Genomic DNA, 12,776 nt, shown 5'->3' with positions numbered 1-12,776 from the left:
GAGACCATCCGATGAATTTTTCAGCCTGGTCCATCCGAAACCCCATCGCGCCGCTCCTGGCCTTCTGCCTGCTGATCTTCATCGGCATCCAGTCCTTCAACACGCTGCCGATCACGCGCTTCCCGAACATCGACGTGCCGCTGGTTTCGATCAGCGTCACGCAGAGCGGCGCTTCGCCGGCCGAACTCGAAATGCAGGTGACGAAGGAGATCGAAGACGCGATCGCCTCCATCACCGGCATCGATGAAATCCAGTCGACGGTAACCGACGGCAGTTCGCAGACCAACGTCATGTTCCGCATGGAAGTGCCGACGGAACAGGCCGTCCAGGACGTCAAGGACGCGATCGACCGCATCCGCAGCGACCTGCCGGCGACAGCCGAAGCGCCTATTGTCACCAAGGTCGACGTCGAGGGCCAGGCGATCCAGACCTTCGCCGTTTCCTCGCCTGACATGTCGCTGGAAGAACTCTCCTGGTTCGTCGACGACACAATCAAGCGTGCGCTGCAGGGCCAAGCCGGCATCGGCCGCGTCGACCGTTACGGCGGCGCCGAGCGCGAAGTGCGCATCGAACTCACCCCCGCCAAGCTCGATGCTTACGGCATCACCGCTGCAAGCGTGAACCAGCAGCTGCGCGGCACCAACGTGGACCTCGGCTCAGGCCGTGGCCAGGTGGCGGGCAGCGAACAGGCAATCCGCGTTCTCGGCGACGCGCGCAACGTCGCCGAACTTGCAGACACGACGATCGCGCTGCCGAACGGCCGCTTCGTCAAACTGTCCGACCTCGGTGTCATCAAGGACACCTATGAAGAGCCGAAGTCCTTCTCGCGCTTCAACGATACGCCAGTCGTCACCTTCGGCGTCTTCCGCTCGAAAGGCGCCAGCGAAGTCAGCGTCGCCGAAACGGTGGCGCAGAGCCTCGACAAGGTCAGGAGCGAAAATCCGAACGTCAAGATCGAGTTGATCGACGATTCGGTCTATTTCACCTACGGCAACTACGAAGCCGCCATCCACACGCTGCTGGAAGGCGCGCTGCTCGCCGTCATCGTCGTCCTGCTGTTCCTCAGGAACTGGCGGGCAACGCTGATCTCGGCCATCGCGCTGCCTCTGTCCGCGATCCCGACCTTCTGGGTCATGGACGTGATGGGCTTCTCGCTGAACCTCGTCAGCTTCCTCGCTTTGACGCTCGCGACAGGTATCCTGGTCGACGACGCCATCGTCGAGATCGAAAACATCGCCCGCCACATCAAGATGGGCAAGACGCCCTATCGCGCGGCGATCGAGGCGGCCGATGAAATCGGCCTCGCCGTCATCGCCACCACCTTCACGATCATCGCCGTCTTCGTGCCGGTTTCCTTCATGCCGGGCATCCCCGGCCAGTACTTCATCCAGTTCGGCCTGACCGTCGCCTTCTCCGTGTTCTTCTCGCTGATGGTGGCGCGGCTCATCACCCCGATGATGGCCGCCTATCTCATGCGCCCCGAAGACGGCGTCGACGACCATCACGATAATGACGGTCTGCTGATGAAGGGCTATACGCGCCTGATCCGGGGCACGACCGGGCATAAGTACTCGCGATATCTGACGCTTCTTGCAGCGGTCGGCTTCCTCGTTGGGTCCGTTATGCTGCTGATGAAGGTTCCGGGCAGCTTCCTGCCGCCGGAAGACGCTTCGCGCATCGTTCTCTCCGTCGAACTGCCGCCCAATGCACGGCTCGACGACACCGAGAAGACGACGAAGGCGATCTATGACAGGGTCAAGGACATCAACGGCGTCGAAAGCGTCTTCGTCCTCGGCGGCGCCTCGCCAAAGGGTGATCTCGAGCTGCGCCGCGCGACCATTACGCTGGCGCTTCACAAACTCGACCAGTCGTTGGTCAAGAAGGTGGTCAACGACGTGCTCGGCGATATCCCGGGCATCGGGCCAATGTTGCCTAAGGTGGAAGTTCACGGCCGTGAACGTCCGCAATGGGATATTGAAAAGGAAGTCTTCGCCAAGCTGCGCGACATTCCCGACGTCCATATCCTGAAGCTCAACGACCGCGGCGAACGCGACCTCTCCTTCAACTTCCTCTCCAAGAACGAGAAGGACCTGAACGACGCCGTCGGCATTCTGGAATCGAAGCTTCGCGCCGATCCGCTGCTCGCCAATGTCAGTGCCGATGGCGCCCTGCCCCGTCCGGAACTGCAGGTCTACCCGCGCAAGGACGAGGCGGCCCGGCTCGGCATCACGCCGCAGCAGATCTCCGAGACGATCCGCGTCGCCACCATCGGCGATGTCGATGCGGCTCTCGCCAAGATTTCGCTCGACGATCGGCAGATCCCGATCCGCGTCCAGGCCGCGCTCGACATGCGCCGCGACCTAGCGGCCATCCGGGCGCTGAAGATCCAGACCGCAAGCGGCAGCACCGTTCCGCTCTCTAGCGTCGCCAATATCGATTATTCGGAAGGCGTAAGCTCTATCAAGCGCAACAACCGTAACCGCGTCGTCTCGATTGGTTCCGACCTGCCGCAGGGCGTGGCGCTCGACACGGCTTCGGCCCGCTTCCGCGAGATCGTCCAGGCGGCGAACATCCCGGCTACGGTCCATCTTGCCGAAAGCGGCGACACCAAGGTGCAGACCGAGATGCAGCAAAGCTTCGTCAACGCCATGTTGATGGGCCTGTTGCTGGTGTTGACGGTGCTGATCCTGCTCTTCAAGGATGTGATCCAGCCCTTCACCATCCTGTTCTCGCTGCCGCTAGCCATCGGCGGCGTCGCCGCCGGCCTGATCATCACCAGTAATCCGTTGTCCATGCCTGTGATGATCGGTATTCTGATGCTGATGGGCATCGTCACCAAGAACGCCATCCTGCTCGTCGATTTCGCGATCGAGATGCGCCATCAGGGCATGTCCCGGGTCGAGGCCATGGTCGAAGCGGGCCGCAAGCGCGCCCGGCCGATCATCATGACCTCGATCGCCATGTCGGCGGGCATGCTGCCGTCGGCGCTCGGCGTCGGCGAAGGCGGCTCGTTCCGCGCGCCGATGGCGATTGCGGTTATCGGTGGCATCATCGTCTCGACCGTGCTGTCGCTCGTCGTCGTGCCCTCCTTCTTCCTGATCATGGACGATCTGTCCCGCCTGCTCGGCTGGATGTTCGGACGCATGGTCGGCAGAAAGGACGAGGAAGAGCTGGCGCTGTCGCGCGAGGATTTGACCCGCGTGACCCGTGAGAACCGCAGCGATATCGATGCGCTGGACGAGCGCCTGACTGCCATCGAAAAGCCGGAAAGCAAGCGCAAGAGCGCCAACGCCAACGACACCAATGTGCTTCGCCTGCCGCCCTTTGCGGCGGAGTGAGCAAAGCCTCAGCAAACGAAACGGGCCGGGAGCGATCTCCCGGCTCGATTTGTTTGGCCATCCTCGCCGTGTGCGACATCAGCCTCCGGCGGCGGACTTGCCCTCAGAGCCCGCCCTGCTCCCTCAGAAAACTGACGATAGAGCTGACGCCGTCGCCGCGCTTCATGTCGGAAAAGACGAAGGGCCGGCTTGCCCGCATGCGGGTCGCGTCCCGGTCCATCACATCGAGATCGGCGCCGACATAGGGTGCCAGATCCTTTTTGTTGATGACGAGCAGGTCGGAGCGGGTAATACCAGGCCCACCTTTACGCGGGATTTCCTCGCCCTGGCAGACGGAGATGACATAGATGGTGATATCGGCAAGGTCGGGCGAAAAGGTCGCCGCCAGATTATCGCCGCCGGATTCGATGAAGACGACGTCGAGATCGGGGATCCGCGCATTGAGGCTCGCGATCGCCTGAAGATTGATCGTCGCGTCCTCGCGGATCGCGGTGTGCGGGCAGCCACCGGTCTCGACGCCGACGATGCGGTCCGAAGGCAATGCCTGCATGCGCACCAGCGCCTCCGCATCCTCGGTCGTGTAGATGTCGTTGGTGACGACGGCGACGGAATAGTCGTCACGCATCGCCTTGCAGAGCTTTTCGGTCAGCGCCGTCTTGCCCGAGCCGACCGGCCCGCCGATGCCGACGCGCAAAGGTCCGTTTCTTGATTTCATGTGTTTCACTCCAATAGGATCCCGATGATAGCCACGCCATCGGCGTGCGCCACCGTCAAATGACGCAGTCACACGGATAATTTGGTCCACTACGAGCGGAAAAGCCGCGTAGTTTGAGTTTCGTGACGCAGGCTGGCTATATCGGCCTGAACCGTCGCCGAACCGAGATCGTCGAGCGTCGAGCCTGCCGCCCGCCGCGCGACCTCGGCAATATGCTCTTCAAGAGCGGCAAGCATGGCAACGCCACTCGCCTGCCCGGCGACGCCAAGGCGGATGCCTGCTGAGATCGCTTGCGAGGTATAGGCATGCAGGAAGACCGCGAGCACCTTCTCGGGCCCTATGCGATGGGCGCCCGCAACCGCTCCGATTGCGATGGGATAGGCGGCCCTGCCAGGCAGTTTTTCGAAAACCTCGTCCGGCCAGGCCCGCGCCGCCGCGAGGAAGGCCTCACCGAGCAGCGTGGTTTCCTGATGGCGCTCACGCGATCCGGCAAGCGCCTCGGCAAGTGCGGCGACCTCGGCAAGGCGCTCCGGTTCCGAATGGCACCTATGGCTCTCAGCCAGAAGCACGGCATCGTTCCAGACCGAGCCATGGCCGATCAGCGTGCCGATCCAGGCAGCAAGCGAGGCGGCATCGGTGACGAGCCCGTCAGCCACCGCGCGCTCCAGCCCGCCGGAATAGGCAAAACCGCCGATCGGAAAGGCCGGCGAGAGCCATGCCGTTAGGCGCAGCAATGCCTGCAGCTCAGAATCCCCGGTCATCTAGCCTCAGTCGTGCTTGTGGCCGTGATGCCCGTGGTCGTGATCGTGATCCCGCCCGTGGTCATGGTCATGATTACATCCCGGTCCATGCACGTGGTCATGGCCGTGATCATGTTTGTGGTCATGACCATCGTTATGATCGTGCCCGTGGTCATGCTGGGCATGCGCGTGATCATGTGAATGTCCGCCGTGCGAGTGATAGGCTCCGCGCGCCGGCTGGAAGGGCTCCTCGATGTCGAGGACGGTGGCGCCGAGCCCTTGCAGCATGGAGCGGATAACATGGTCGCGCAGGATGACGATGCGGTTTTCCTCGATCTGTGCGGCCAGATGACGGTTGCCGAGATGCCAGGCAAGCTCGACCAGATGCGTGCGGTTGCGTCCGCGAATTTCAAAGAGCTTCTCGTCGGCCGCGAGGATCTCGATCAGTTCCCCATCCTCACGCACGAGAAGGTCGCCATCGGCGAAAAGCACCGGATCCTTGAGGTCGAGCATGACCATCTCGCCATTTTCCAGATGCAGTAGCTTGCGGCGCAGATGGCGCAAATCATGCGGCAGCTTGACCTGGGCGGTCGGGTGGGAGGAAGGGGTTCCGGCAGGAAGATAGGAGGTGACGCGCTGCATGATATGTCCGTTTTGATAGACGACGACCATGCAAAATAGCCTTTCCCGATGCAAGCACCAATGGCCTTTCGTTGGGAGACCGGCTTTTATATTCCATAGGCCTGCATCACGTTGTCGCTGCCCAGCCCCCTGCCCTCGGCGTCGGGACGGCTTTCCGCAAGCCCATGCCAGGCATGATGCAAGCCCTCCCGCTCGTGCACGACGCGATTGCGTCCGAGCGCCTTGGAAAGATAAAGCGCTCGGTCCGCCGAGGCGTAGACCTGTTGCTTGTTGCGCCCGGGAATGAAATCGGCCACGCCGCCGGAAATGGTGATGGAGATATGATGCCCCTCCGCCACGATCGGCCTGCCGGCGATCCTCGCCCGCACAGCCTGGATCCTTTCTAGCCGTTCCTCCAGCGGCTCACCGCAGACGATGACGCCGAATTCCTCGCCGCCGAGCCGCGCGACGACGGACAGTTCGTCAAAGGCGGAGGTCAGCACCGCAGACACCGCCGTAATGACGGCATCGCCGCAGGCATGGCCGAAGCGATCGTTGATAGCCTTGAAGCGGTCGACGTCGAAGATGACGAGCGAGGCATCCCCTTCGATCCGATCCACTGCCTCCGTGAAGGCACGGCGGTTCAACAAGCCGGAGAGCGTATCGGTGCGGCTGAGCTTTTCGAACTCCGCCCGCGACAGCGTCAGCTCACGCATCGTAAAACCCGCCGCCAGCGACAACATGCCGGAAACCGTGCCGCCGACAAGCCAGGAAAAAATGGCGCCGAAGCCGATCGCATGCGAAAGCGTCACCGGCAGCAGCCCGAGAAAACCGAGCGGCGGTATCGTCAGGGCGATGATCACGCCAGAGAGAATGACGGCCAGAAAGCTCATCTTCAACGCAAAGACATAGACGTTCCTGCGATATTGAAAATTGTCGAAATCGGCCTGCAGCGACATCCAGTTTCTCATGAGAATCGACCTTCCTGCCCGGCGTTTCAAGGCATTGATAGAAGCCCAATTGCTGCGGGTGTCTTAACCGGTTCGTTAAAATTCGAGCGGTTCAAACGATTCAGCACTCTGATTTTTTCTAGCAGGGGATGCAATCGCCATATCCCTGCATCATACACCTCACCGAGAAGCCTAGTTGCTTGATAATACTAGTGTTTTTTCGTCCACGCGATAGAGCTGTTCCAGAATGGTTTAGCTCGATAAAACATTCGTTTTCCCGGGGATTTTTACAACCGAATCGAGAGTATTGTCGACAATGCAGTTTAAGAGCGGAGTGGTCGGTAGCTGCGTCAATTGTAGACATCAACAGACAATCGCAATGATTGTGGAAGCGGGTTCCATAGACCGGTCCGAAGCCCGGCCGAACGGAGTGCTGCCGCAGTCCAGGTGGTGCAGCCGAACAGGGCGTTGAAATAGCCCTTGGCGTCAAAGAACCGATCGATCTCCCCGTAACCCGCATCCGCGATCGGCGCGATCTCGCCCGCGTTGCGAAGGAAGCTGTCCGAGACAAAATGGAGCAGCCGCGCCATTTGGTCGTCACTGATATCGAATGCCGTCACAGATGGCTGCGGCTCGGTGATATGGCCGGCGAGACCCACATGCAGCACCGAACGGTCGATCGTCAGCGCCCGCAGCATCGGCAGCGGCTTCAGCTCCGCCCAGCTCGGAGTTTCCAGGTAGAAAGCACGGCCACCCCAGCCGACCACGAGCCATTCCGCATCCGGATGGCCGAGCGGAAAATCGGGAGCGTCGAGGAAGGAAAAGGCCGCCCGCGTTTCTTCATCGAGCGGAATGGCGATATCGGTATGGATCGGCCCCGACAGCAGAAGAATCCTATGGATCGACGACGCGGAAGACGCCTTGACGGGCGCGATCAGCGGCCGGGGAATGACGGTTCCACAGGCTGCCAGAAACACCAGCAGGAATACGGTCCGCACCAGCCAGCGGATGCCTGTTCTCATCGCAGTCATCAGGCGCGCAAGGATGATCAGACCTAAAACAGGAAATAGCGCTGCGCCATCGGCAGCACCGTCGCCGGTTCGCAGGTCAGCAATTCGCCGTTTGCCCTGACTTCATAGGTCTCCGGATCGACTTCGATCTCCGGGGTCAGGTCATTGTGGATCATCGACGCCTTGGAGATGCCGCCGCGCGTATTCTTCACCGCCACCAATTCCTTAGCGACCCCGAGCCGGCCCTTCAGGCCGGCATCGAGCGAGGCCTGGCTGACGAAGGTGACCGAGGAATTGGTGAGGCTCTTGCCATAGGAGGCGAACATCGGCCGGTAGTGCACCGGCTGTGGCGTCGGGATCGAGGCATTCGGATCGCCCATGGGGGCGGCGGCGATCGAGCCGCCGAGCAGCACCATGTCTGGCTTCACACCGAAGAAGGCCGGATTCCAGAGCACGAGGTCGGCGCGCTTGCCGATCTCGACCGAGCCGATCTCATGGCTGAGACCATGTGCGATGGCCGGATTGATTGTGTATTTGGCGATATAGCGGCGAACGCGGAAATTGTCGTTATCGCCGTTTTCCTCCTTAAGCCGGCCGCGCTGGCGCTTCATCTTGTCTGCCGTCTGCCAGGTTCGGATCGCCACCTCGCCGACGCGGCCCATGGCCTGGCTGTCGGATGAAATGATCGAGAAGGCGCCGATATCATGAAGGATGTCTTCGGCGGCGATCGTCTCCTTGCGGATACGGCTTTCGGCAAAGGCGATATCCTCAGGGATCGACGGCGACAGGTGATGGCAGACCATCAGCATGTCGAGGTGCTCGGCGATGGTGTTGACCGTATAGGGTCGCGTCGGATTGGTAGACGACGGGATGACGTTCGGCTGGCCGCAGATCTTGATGATATCGGGCGCATGCCCGCCGCCCGCCCCTTCCGTGTGGAAGGCATGGATGGTGCGGCCCTTGATGGCGCCAATCGTATCCTCGACGAAGCCGCTTTCGTTCAGCGTATCGGTGTGGATCATCACCTGCACGTCGTATTCGTCGGCGACCGAAAGGCAGCAATCGATGGTACCGGGCGTCGTGCCCCAATCCTCGTGCAGCTTCAGCGAGGTGGCGCCGGCCAGCACCATTTCAGTCAATGCGCCCGGCAGCGAGGCATTGCCCTTGCCGGCAAAGGCAAGGTTCATCGGGAAGGCGTCCGCCGCCTCGATCATGCGGGCGAGATGCCAGGGACCGGGCGTGCAGGTCGTGGCGAGCGTGCCATGCGCCGGCCCAGTGCCGCCCCCGAGCATGCAGGTCATGCCGGACATCAGCGCTTCTTCGATCTGCTGCGGCGCGATGAAATGGATATGGCTGTCCATGCCGCCGGCGGTGACGATCTTGCCTTCGGCGGCGATCGCCTCCGTGCCCGGACCGACGATGATATTGACGCCCGGCTGCATATCGGGATTGCCCGCCTTGCCGATCGCGACGATCCGGCCGTTCTTGAGCCCGATATCGGCCTTGTAGATGCCCGAATGATCGACGATCACCGCATTGGTGATGACGGTATCGACCGCGCCGTCCGCCCGCGTCACCTGGCTCTGGCCCATGCCGTCGCGGATCACCTTGCCGCCGCCGAACTTAACCTCCTCACCATAGGTGGTGAAATCTTTCTCGATCTCGATGAAGAGCTCCGTATCGGCAAGGCGCACCTTATCGCCGGTGGTCGGTCCGAACATGCCGGCATAGGCGGCGCGCGAGATCTTGTAGGGCATCCATCAGGCTCCTTGGAAGGAAGAAACAAGTATTTTTCCGCTGAGCCGGGCGAGCCGGCCAGCGGCGATATAGCTATCGACCAATTGCCTTTCAGCCGCGAACGGGTGCCATTCCCAGCCGGCATGACCGAAGCCGGCCAACATCACCTCGGCCTCTGCCAATTTGCTCAGCACCTCGGCAATGACGACCATGCCGCTGCTCGGCACGACATAGGGCGCAGGCGCAAAAGCAGAAAGCGACGCGTCTAGGGACTCATGAACGGATTTTTCGATGACGATATGCGCTTTGCGGGTCTCGGCACAGAAAGTGCTGAATGCAGCCGTATAGTCGTCACAGAAATCGTCGAGATCAGGATGCGAGACGGCAAGCGGCGCCCGCATCGCGGCAAATTTTTCCGGGTCGCGCACGCTCCAGATTTCGCGCGCCGCAACGACGCCAGGATGGGCGAGCCACTCGGGCGAGCCGAGCATTGCCTTTGCCGGCCGGCCGGTATTGCAGACCGCGACGGCATCCGTGCGGCTGCCACCGGTGCCGTAGGAGCGGCAATCGTTGAAGCGGATGACGAAATCGGCGGCATCGATGATGCCTGCCTGTCCTTCCCCGACCTCGCCATTGCCGACGATTACGATCTTTTTGATCACCCTAGTTGCTCATCGTGTCTTCGAGCTGTTTCAGCTCTTTCGTGCGTTTATCCGTCTCTTCGGCAAGGCATCCGGCGACCAGCATCGGCTCCATCGTGCCGCCGCGGGCCTGAAAGCCGAAGGCGTCGCATTGGGCGTCGCGATAATCGATCCAGGCGCGCTGGGCCTTGACCAGCGCCTTTTCCGCGCCCTTCTTGTCGCCGTCCAGATCCTTGTCGATCGCCACCATGGCGGCGCGCGTCTTCTTGTATTGCTCGTTCAGCGCCTTGTCGGCTGTCTCATGACGCGCGACCTCACAGGAAGTCATGTCCGACTGCGTCTTGGGATTCTGGCAATCGATATCCTGGGCCGAGGCCGCACTTGAAGCCAGCAGCATCGCCGCCCCGATGAGGCAAATCTTCAAACGCATGCAGCCTCCCGTTAAAGCTTGCCCATTACCAGCTGACGAAAGCCGTAAACCTCGCGCTTGCCGGAAAGCGGGATCAGCGTCACCGAGCGCGTCTGCCCCGGCTCGAAGCGCACCGCCGTTCCGGCCGGAATATCGAGCCGCTTGCCATGCGCCGCCGCGCGGTCGAAGGAAAGCCCGGCATTGGTTTCGGCGAAGTGATAGTGGCTGCCGACCTGTACCGGCCGGTCGCCGGTATTGGAAACCTCCAGCGTCACCGTCGGCGCGCCGGCATTGAGTTCGATGTCGCCGCTGGCGGCAATGATTTCGCCCGGAATCATAAAGTTCTCCCTAAGCCGCCTTGGGCGCACAGCCCTCGGCCTTCAGCACACGTTTCGTCGAGGCCGGATGTTTGGCGAGCATGACCGCCGGCCGGATGGGCCTCGCGACGAGATTGCCGCCGCAATTCGGGCAGGCGCCCTTCAGCACATTGTCCACGCAATCGGCGCAGAACGTGCATTCATAGGTGCAGATCCTGGCCTCGCCGCTCTCCGGCGGCAAATCCTTGTCGCAGCATTCGCAATTGGGCCTGAGTTCCAGCATTTTCTCTCCCTACCGGATCGGTTCGTGCACGGTGACGAGTTTGGTACCATCGGGGAAGGTCGCCTCCACCTGCACGTCGTGGATCATCTCGGCGACGCCCTCCATCACCTGGTCGCGCCCAATCACATGGGCGCCGGCTTCCATCAACTCGGCCACCGGACGGCCGTCGCGGGCGCCTTCGACGACGAAATCGCTGATCAGCGCGATCGCCTCGGGATAGTTCAGCTTGACGCCGCGCTCCAGCCGCCGCCGCGCCACCATCGCCGCCATCGATATCAGCAGCTTGTCTTTTTCTCTCGGAGTGAGGTTCATTACGTGCCCATCTGCTTCGTGCTTGAATTCATAGATTCCAGACTTTCGGCACAGGCGCACCATTGCGCAATGTGGAAATGACCGGGATCAGGATTTTTCTGAGCGAGAATCCGTCGGCTGCCGCAAGGCGAACGACTAGCTTGTCGTTCCAGGCGCTTGCACCACCCATCGGCCCTTCGACGAGCGGCCGCACTTTGAGGAGATAGGCCTCCGCCAGCGGCCCGGCGTAAAGCAGCGTCGCAAAGGCCACTTGTCCGCCAAGAACCGCCTGACGCGCAGCCAGCGCCGAAATACCTTCGGAAAGCTTGAGTTCCTCGGCATGGATCAATCGGCCCGAACGGCGAATACGCCAGCGGTCACGAAAGAGCCCGGTCTTCACCGCCTCGCCCATCGCCTTGCGGCCGAGCAGCACCGCCTCGACGGCCAGGAATTCGGCGCGTTCGTCGAGATCGACATCGAGCCGGCGGAAAAGTGACGCCCGGTCGAAGAGGATCGTCTCCTGCGGCAGCCAGTCGACGCGCGCTCCCGCTCCAACTTCGATGCGGGTCGTCACCTCGGCGGTTCCAGCCGATGCCTTATAGATCTTCTCGCAGGCCTGGGTGGTGACATCGATCTTCGTGCCGGCACCGGCAACGACGCTCCAATCCATCCGGTCGCCGCCGGTCAGCCCGCCTGATGTATTGATGATGACGGCTTCCATCGAGGCATCGAACGTATCGGGCAGGCGGATCTTCGCCGCGCCCTCCTGATAGAGCTCGCGGATGCGCGTGCGGCCATCGAGCAGCCTTGCTGCCAGATGCCCGCGTCCCTCCGCTCTTTGCGGTCTCGTGCTAGCCGCCGCAATCGTCAATATCGTCCCTTTCGGTCGCTCCACCGCTTTTTATTCCATCGCGCGGGTAGCGGAAAGCAAGCAATTCCCATGCCGCCCGGAACACGCCGCGATGTGTGCGGGAGATTGGCGAAGCGCCGCCACCACTGCCGCAAAACGCGGCATCTGCCCGTCAGACGGTCAGGTGACGGCGGGCCTCCGGCGTGTCCAGCGTTTCGGCAAGCCCTTCATGCACGATCTCACCGCGATCCATGATGTAGACGTAGTCGGCAAGCTCCCGGCAGAAATCCAGATATTGCTCGACGAGCAGGATCGCCATGCCGGTGGAATCGCGGAGATAACGAATCGCACGGCCGATATCCTTGATGATCGAAGGCTGAATGCCCTCGGTCGGCTCGTCGAGCACAAGGATCCTCGGCCGCGTCACCATGGCCCGCCCGATCGCCAGTTGCTGCTGCTGCCCACCGGAAAGATCGCCGCCGCGTCGCGACAGCATCGACTTCAGCACCGGGAACAGGCTGAAGATGTCGTCGGGAATGTTGCGGTCACGGCGGCTAAGCGGAGCAAAGCCGGTTTCGAGATTTTCCTTGACGGTGAGCAGGGGAAAGATTTCACGCCCCTGCGGCACGTAGCCGATGCCCTTTTGGGCGCGGGCAAAGGGCGGCAGGCCGTTCAGCTGCGCATCGTTGAAGGTGACGGTGCCGGCTGACAGTGGGTGCTGGCCGGTGACAGCGCGCAGCAGCGAACTCTTGCCGACGCCGTTGCGGCCCAGCACGCAGGTGATCTTGCCCATCTCTGCCTTGATGGAGATGCCCCGCAGTGCCTGCGCCGCGCCATAATGTAGATTTGCGTTTTCGACTGTCAGCATCCGTTT

The 12,776-nt window shown here is 61.8% G+C and carries 14 protein-coding genes; 1 reads left to right on the top strand and 13 read right to left on the bottom strand.

Annotation, left to right across the window (positions count from 1 at the left end):
* Window positions 1-11 precede the first annotated feature (11 nt).
* Window positions 12-3,338 carry an efflux RND transporter permease subunit gene (locus GA0061105_RS22490; RefSeq protein WP_092752942.1) on the top strand — a complete coding sequence of 1,109 codons (3,327 nt, stop codon included), beginning with the start codon at window positions 12-14 and terminating at the stop codon, window positions 3,336-3,338.
* A gap of 103 nt (window positions 3,339-3,441) precedes the next feature.
* On the opposite strand, the gene ureG is transcribed toward GA0061105_RS22490, so the two are convergent.
* The 13 genes from ureG to urtE all read right to left on the bottom strand — a co-directional run bounded on the left by ureG (window position 3,442) and on the right by urtE (window position 12,770).
* A complete protein-coding gene (ureG, locus tag GA0061105_RS22485; protein ID WP_064695483.1) occupies window positions 3,442-4,053 on the bottom strand; it encodes an urease accessory protein UreG in 612 nt (203 codons plus the stop codon).
* A gap of 89 nt (window positions 4,054-4,142) precedes the next feature.
* On the bottom strand, window positions 4,143-4,814 hold the full coding sequence (locus GA0061105_RS22480) for an urease accessory protein UreF (protein WP_092752940.1): 672 nt from the start codon (window positions 4,812-4,814) through the stop codon (window positions 4,143-4,145).
* A 6-nt stretch (window positions 4,815-4,820) separates the two neighbouring features.
* Entirely contained in the window at window positions 4,821-5,435 is a 615-nt protein-coding gene (gene ureE / locus GA0061105_RS22475; RefSeq protein ID WP_092753009.1) for an urease accessory protein UreE, read from the bottom strand.
* A gap of 86 nt (window positions 5,436-5,521) precedes the next feature.
* Window positions 5,522-6,385 carry a GGDEF domain-containing protein gene (locus GA0061105_RS22470; RefSeq protein ID WP_092752938.1) on the bottom strand — a complete coding sequence of 288 codons (864 nt, stop codon included), beginning with the start codon at window positions 6,383-6,385 and terminating at the stop codon, window positions 5,522-5,524.
* A 329-nt stretch (window positions 6,386-6,714) separates the two neighbouring features.
* On the bottom strand, window positions 6,715-7,386 hold the full coding sequence (locus GA0061105_RS22465; protein WP_092752936.1) for a TIGR02117 family protein: 672 nt from the start codon (window positions 7,384-7,386) through the stop codon (window positions 6,715-6,717).
* Window positions 7,387-7,418: 32 nt separating this feature from the next.
* On the bottom strand, window positions 7,419-9,131 hold the full coding sequence (gene ureC, locus GA0061105_RS22460; RefSeq protein ID WP_092752934.1) for an urease subunit alpha: 1,713 nt from the start codon (window positions 9,129-9,131) through the stop codon (window positions 7,419-7,421).
* Between the two features lie 3 nt (window positions 9,132-9,134).
* Window positions 9,135-9,773: a Urease operon accessory protein gene (locus GA0061105_RS22455; protein WP_092752932.1), complete on the bottom strand. Its 639-nt coding sequence runs from the start codon at window positions 9,771-9,773 to the stop codon at window positions 9,135-9,137.
* A gap of 1 nt (window position 9,774) precedes the next feature.
* Entirely contained in the window at window positions 9,775-10,182 is a 408-nt protein-coding gene (locus tag GA0061105_RS22450) for a lysozyme inhibitor LprI family protein (protein WP_064695490.1), read from the bottom strand.
* Between the two features lie 11 nt (window positions 10,183-10,193).
* A complete protein-coding gene (locus tag GA0061105_RS22445; RefSeq protein WP_003542314.1) occupies window positions 10,194-10,499 on the bottom strand; it encodes an urease subunit beta in 306 nt (101 codons plus the stop codon).
* 10 nt (window positions 10,500-10,509) lie between these two features.
* Window positions 10,510-10,761: a DUF1272 domain-containing protein gene (locus GA0061105_RS22440; protein WP_064695491.1), complete on the bottom strand. Its 252-nt coding sequence runs from the start codon at window positions 10,759-10,761 to the stop codon at window positions 10,510-10,512.
* A gap of 9 nt (window positions 10,762-10,770) precedes the next feature.
* Window positions 10,771-11,073, bottom strand: coding sequence for an urease subunit gamma (locus GA0061105_RS22435; protein WP_064695492.1), 303 nt, complete (start codon window positions 11,071-11,073; stop codon window positions 10,771-10,773).
* 28 nt (window positions 11,074-11,101) lie between these two features.
* Entirely contained in the window at window positions 11,102-11,923 is an 822-nt protein-coding gene (locus GA0061105_RS22430; protein ID WP_092752930.1) for an urease accessory protein UreD, read from the bottom strand.
* Window positions 11,924-12,074: 151 nt separating this feature from the next.
* Window positions 12,075-12,770 (bottom strand): urea ABC transporter ATP-binding subunit UrtE, encoded by a 696-nt coding sequence (gene urtE, locus GA0061105_RS22425; protein ID WP_092752928.1) that lies wholly within the window; start codon window positions 12,768-12,770, stop codon window positions 12,075-12,077.
* Window positions 12,771-12,776: the final 6 nt, after the last annotated feature.

The sequence above is a fragment of the Rhizobium aethiopicum genome (genome assembly GCF_900094625.1).
In the GTDB taxonomy this organism is placed as follows: domain Bacteria; phylum Pseudomonadota; class Alphaproteobacteria; order Rhizobiales; family Rhizobiaceae; genus Rhizobium; species Rhizobium aethiopicum.
Note: the sequence above shows the minus strand (reverse complement) of the source record. Positions and strands in the feature narration are given on the sequence as shown.

Bases quoted from the DNA above. Each gene is read 5' to 3' on its own strand.
- GA0061105_RS22490 (WP_092752942.1), top strand. From the start codon at position 12: ATGAATTTTTCAGCCTGGTCCATCCGAAACCCCATCGCGCCGCTCCTG.
- ureG (WP_064695483.1), bottom strand. From the start codon at position 4,053: ATGAAATCAAGAAACGGACCTTTGCGCGTCGGCATCGGCGGGCCGGTC.
- GA0061105_RS22480 (WP_092752940.1), bottom strand. From the start codon at position 4,814: ATGACCGGGGATTCTGAGCTGCAGGCATTGCTGCGCCTAACGGCATGG.
- ureE (WP_092753009.1), bottom strand. From the start codon at position 5,435: ATGCAGCGCGTCACCTCCTATCTTCCTGCCGGAACCCCTTCCTCCCAC.
- GA0061105_RS22470 (WP_092752938.1), bottom strand. From the start codon at position 6,385: ATGAGAAACTGGATGTCGCTGCAGGCCGATTTCGACAATTTTCAATAT.
- GA0061105_RS22465 (WP_092752936.1), bottom strand. From the start codon at position 7,386: ATGAGAACAGGCATCCGCTGGCTGGTGCGGACCGTATTCCTGCTGGTG.
- ureC (WP_092752934.1), bottom strand. From the start codon at position 9,131: ATGCCCTACAAGATCTCGCGCGCCGCCTATGCCGGCATGTTCGGACCG.
- GA0061105_RS22450 (WP_064695490.1), bottom strand. From the start codon at position 10,182: ATGCGTTTGAAGATTTGCCTCATCGGGGCGGCGATGCTGCTGGCTTCA.
- GA0061105_RS22445 (WP_003542314.1), bottom strand. From the start codon at position 10,499: ATGATTCCGGGCGAAATCATTGCCGCCAGCGGCGACATCGAACTCAAT.
- GA0061105_RS22440 (WP_064695491.1), bottom strand. From the start codon at position 10,761: ATGCTGGAACTCAGGCCCAATTGCGAATGCTGCGACAAGGATTTGCCG.
- GA0061105_RS22435 (WP_064695492.1), bottom strand. From the start codon at position 11,073: ATGAACCTCACTCCGAGAGAAAAAGACAAGCTGCTGATATCGATGGCG.
- urtE (WP_092752928.1), bottom strand. From the start codon at position 12,770: ATGCTGACAGTCGAAAACGCAAATCTACATTATGGCGCGGCGCAGGCA.